Genomic DNA, 4,149 nt, shown 5'->3' with positions numbered 1-4,149 from the left:
TGGCTTTTAGGTATAGGTGGAGAGTTTTAGATTTTGATATAACTCCTTCGCCTCAACACTCTCCTTCTCGGGTAGAGGGTAATACAGGTGAAGGAAACTTTTACAATGAAGATAGGTGTTATTGCAGGTGAAAAGTCAGGTGATAACTACGGTGCACTTCTTATTGAGTGGATAAGGAAGTTTGAACCGGATATTTTTGTTATAGGAACAGGCGGAGAAGGGATAAGGCAGAAGGCAGACCTGTTTATAGAGTGTCCTTATGGAAAGATGGGGTTTTCAGGTGTGATAACCCGCCTTCCACTTTTTTATCACTCTTTTCAAAAGGTGAAAGAGATACTGGAGAAGGAAAACCCTGCCTTTATTGTATTCATAGATAACCCTGGATTTAATCTTAAACTTGCCGGAGCATTAGGGAAAAAAATTCCCTGTTTTTACTATATACCACCAAAGGTATGGGCGCACAACTATAACAGAATAAGAATAATAAAGAGATACATAAAGGCAGTTATAACCATATTTCCATTTGAGCAGGATATCTATAAGAAAGAAAATATCCCTTCTTTCTGGTTTGGACATCCTGTAATAGACCTGATAGTAGATGGTCCAGAGGAGAGACAGGAGAAAGAAGATATTCCTGTTATAGGACTTCTTCCAGGCAGCAGAGAAGAGGAGATAAAATATCTTCTCCCTGTATTTATATATACCGTAAACCTGCTTTCCAAACAAAGAAAAGTAAGGGTGTTGCTGTCTGCTTCTGATAGAAGGATAAAAGATATAGAAGAAAAAATTTTAAAAAGACATAACACAGAGATTGAGATTATTGAAGGAAATCCATATAACCTTATAAAAAAGTCCGCATTAGTCCTCGCTGGAAGCGGAACTGTAAATTTAGAGGTATGTCTTTACAGAAAACCGCTCCTCGTATTTTATAAGACATCGTATTTTAATTATATAATTGCCAGATTGATGGTAAAATTAGATATGATAAGTCCATTAAATCTTATACTGGGGGAAAAGGTTGTTCCTGAATATATACAACACTTTTCTTATAGAGCAATACTTGATGATATAAAAGACCTGCTGGATAAAGGCATTTTATATAAAAAACAGATGGATGAATTTGCACGTCTATATGGTATGATGGATGGAGGCAGTGTAAGCGAGAAAGTGGCAATGTTTTTGCTAAGAGGATTCCAAAAAGATGATAAAAGAGATATTTAGAATAAGGAACTATGTAGAGTTGAAATGGGGATATTTTATTACAGGTGTGGTCTTTATGGTATTAAATTCTCTCCTGAACGGTATCTCCATATTTTCCATAGTGCCCCTGATGGACAATATCATTGCCGGGAAAAAGATACTGCTTCCGGAAAAAATTCCTTCTGCTATAAGCAGACATTTAGAACCTGTTATAAACTTTTTGAATTTACTTCCCCCCGCTGATGTTCTGAAATATCTTATTATCTTTATAATAATTTCCATTGGGTTGAAAGGACTCTTTTCCTATCTGAACCGTTACTATTTTAACCTTTTTGGAATCCGACTTCTTACTGATATCAGGAATAAAATGTACAGAAAGATGGCAACACTCTCAATGGACTTCTTTGTATATGGGAGGGCAGGAGAGATTACATCCCGGCTGATATATGATGTCAACCTTTTAAGGCAGATGTTTGTGGCACATCTGCCAGGGATTATCTTTCAGGGGACATTGGCAGTAGTGTATCTTGTGATTATTTTTACCATTGACTGGAGAATGAGTTTACTTGCCATCCTGATATTTCCGCCACTTCTTTATCCGATATACAGGACAGGAAAGAAATTGAGGAAGTTAGGAAGAAAGGTTCAGGAGAGCCATGCGAGAATAGGAAATCTTATACATGAAGGGGTGTATGGGCAACAAATCATAAAGGCATATAACCAGGAAGAAGAGATAATTAATAGATTTACTGCGGAAAATGAAAGGATATTCAAAACAGTTATGAAAGCCACCAGAAGAATTCTTCTTATAGGTCCCTTTACAGAGGTTATGTCTGTACTCGGGGCAAGCGGTCTTCTGTATTATGGAGCAATGAAAGTAATGTCGGGTTCTTTAAGTTCCGGCTTTCTCATCCTTTTCTTTGTTGCTCTCTTTTCTATTATAAGTCCTCTTAAAAGTATAGGCAGTGACTATGTAAGTATTAAGCAGGACTCTTCTGCACTACCACGTATATTTTCCTTTCTGGATACGAAGATAAGTGTTAGAGATACAGGTAAAGAGGTCTTTTCAGGATTAAAGGAGAGTATTGAGTTTCAAGGGGTATATTTCTCTTATGGAAAAAAGGAGGTCCTTAAAAATGTTTCTTTTTCCCTCAGAAAAGGAGAGCGGCTCGGTATTGTAGGTCCTACAGGGGTGGGAAAGACATCTCTTATAGGACTTCTTCTAAGATTTTATGAACCAGAACAGGGCTGTATCTTAATAGATGGTAAGGATATAAGGGAATATAAACTGGAAACACTCAGAGCACATATCGGGTTTGTTCCGCAGGAGCCCATACTTTTTAATGATACACTTAAAAGAAATATAGTACTTTCAGAAGACCCTGATATGGAGAAGATTAGAAAAGCAGTGGAGATAGCAGGGATAAAGGACTTCATAGAATCACTTCCTGATGGTTATGATACCATCGCAGGAGAACGGGGAACGTCTTTTTCTGGAGGACAGAAACAACTGGTATCTGTTGCGAGGGCAATATACAGGGACCCGGAAATTCTTATACTTGATGAGGCAACTGCATCCCTTGATAGCCATTCAGAGAAGATTTTGCAGGAAGCGATGGAAAGAATAATGAAAGGAAGGACCGTCTTTATCATCGCACACCGTCTCTCCACGTTAAGAAGTGTTGACAGAATTATTGTCCTTAAAGAGGGTGAGATAGTGGAAGAAGGGACACATAACCAGTTAATTGAAAAGAAGGGTGAGTATTACCACTTCTGGGAATTACAGTTTCATTAGATAAAGTGAAATTGTTTTTAAAGACAGTATAAAAAATTTGACAGAAAGTATATAAAGAGTAGTATATAAAAAGAGGGTTAAGAAGAATTGAAATGGACAGGATGATAGGGAGAGAGGAGGTAGCCTTCACCCTGTCTCTGCCCTCTAAGGACGAGGGGAAAGAAGAAATCCTTCCCATATGAGGGGGGAGGAAATAGGTGGGGGTGGAGAATACAGGAACGCTTTAGCACCCTCAATCTTCATCCCCTTTAATGGAGGAGAAATAAAGAGGGAAAGGAGGGAAGGATGAGTAGATTAAAGTGGCTGGTGCTGGTGGTATTGTGTGCGGGTATGTTTTTCAGTTCCGGTGTTTTTGCAGACAGGATAACCATAGGCAGTGAGACAGTTTCTGCAACCATAGATGGTGAGTATGGAGAAGAAGGAGTAGGGGCATATGGTGTATATGTTGAGTACAGTCCTTTAATATATGTTGTTAATCTTACCTTCACAGAGGATGCAGAAGGGTATATATCTGCATCGGATATATCGGCATATGCTTACGGGGTCTACACACCGAGAAAGATAAATAACATTATCCATGATGGTAGTTTGGAAGTTGTAGCAACCGGTGATGATGCATATTCAACAGGTATTTATGGTGACTATACTAACCTTACCTCTCTTAACAACTCAGGAGATATAACGGCAGAAGCAACAGGAGATGAGGAAGCATATGCTTATGGTGTCCATATCCGTGGAGGAGCTTCTGACGGTAATATCAATTCCCTTACCAACAGTGGCAATATTACAGCAACAGCGACACAGACAGGGATGCCAGACGAGTTAGGTAGTGGAGAGGTAGGTGCACTTTTTTATTATTATGATTATGATGTTGTTGCCTTTGGTGTTTTAGCAGAGTCATCTGCGAATAGTGGTTATGGAGATGTAGAATCTTCTGGAGGCAATATATGCTCACTTGAAAACTCTGGGAACATTAAAGCAGAAGCAACCTTAGAAAATAAAGAGGTATATGCTGCTGGTGTTCAGGCATTTTCAGAAGCGATTAGTTATGGAACAGGAATGAGTGCCATATCTTCAGGAGGCAATATCTACAATCTTACCAACAGTGGAGATATCACCTGTCCCTTTTTCTCATCTACCTGTCTCTTATCCAC

General features: G+C 38.8%; 3 protein-coding genes. All 3 read left to right on the top strand.

The window, feature by feature from the left end; genetic code table 11:
• Positions 1-105 precede the first annotated feature (105 nt).
• Positions 106-1,221: a lipid-A-disaccharide synthase gene (gene lpxB, locus N3D17_07660; protein MCX8083240.1), complete on the top strand. Its 1,116-nt coding sequence runs from the start codon at positions 106-108 to the stop codon at positions 1,219-1,221.
• On the top strand, positions 1,202-2,995 hold the full coding sequence (locus tag N3D17_07655) for an ABC transporter ATP-binding protein/permease (GenBank protein ID MCX8083239.1): 1,794 nt from the start codon (positions 1,202-1,204) through the stop codon (positions 2,993-2,995). Before lpxB ends, N3D17_07655 begins: the two co-directional genes overlap by 20 nt.
• 285 nt (positions 2,996-3,280) lie before the next feature.
• On the top strand, positions 3,281-4,149 hold an 869-nt coding region (locus N3D17_07650), incomplete at its 3' end, for a hypothetical protein (protein MCX8083238.1).

The organism is bacterium (genome assembly GCA_026414725.1).
In the GTDB taxonomy this organism is placed as follows: Bacteria; Ratteibacteria; UBA8468; order B48-G9; family JAFGKM01; genus JAAYXZ01.
This window is presented reverse-complemented; position numbering and strand designations above follow the sequence as displayed.